Genomic DNA, 590 nt, shown 5'->3' with positions numbered 1-590 from the left:
GCATGAACCTTCGTGATGCTGTGCCCATCGCCAACCGTGCCGGTGGCATCGTGGTTGGCAAGTTCGGTACCGCAACGGTCAGTTACGACGAACTGTTTGCCGCGGATTAAATTGCGGCTCAGGTTAAAGGAATCCTCATGAAAGTAGTAGTCACGGGTGCTGCGGGTTTTATCGGCAGCAATATCATCAAGGGCCTCAATGCCCGCGGCATCGACGACATCATCGCGGTCGACGACCTGACTGAAGGCGACAAGTTTCGGAACCTGGCCGGCCTGCAGATCGCCGACTACGTGGATGCCGACGACTTCTATGACCTCTTTGCCGAAGGCGCTTATGGCCAGGTTGAGGCCGTGTTCCACGAAGGCGCCTGCAGCGACACGATGGAGCCCGATGGCAAGTACATGATGGACAACAACTACACGCTGTCGTGCGAGTTGTTCCATGCCTGCCAGGACCAGGGAACACGCCTGCTGTATGCCTCGTCGGCCGCCACCTACGGCGGATCCGACACGTTCAGGGAATCGCCCGAATTCGAACGACCACTCAACGTCTATGGCTACTCMAAGCTGCTCTTTGACCAGCGCCTGCGG

Annotated in this window: 1 protein-coding gene and 1 pseudogene; both read left to right on the top strand. The window is 58.1% G+C overall.

The features are described 5' to 3' along the window. Positions 1–110 (top strand): annotated as a pseudogene (locus AC1DWI_RS25780) (D-glycero-beta-D-manno-heptose-7-phosphate kinase); the annotation flags it as partial. A gap of 27 nt (positions 111–137) precedes the next feature. Further along, on the top strand, positions 138–590 hold a 453-nt coding region (locus AC1DWI_RS25775), incomplete at its 3' end, for an NAD-dependent epimerase/dehydratase family protein (protein ID WP_477726273.1).

This window comes from Polaromonas sp. P3_C2 (genome assembly GCF_056402675.1).
Note: the sequence above shows the minus strand (reverse complement) of the source record. Positions and strands in the feature narration are given on the sequence as shown.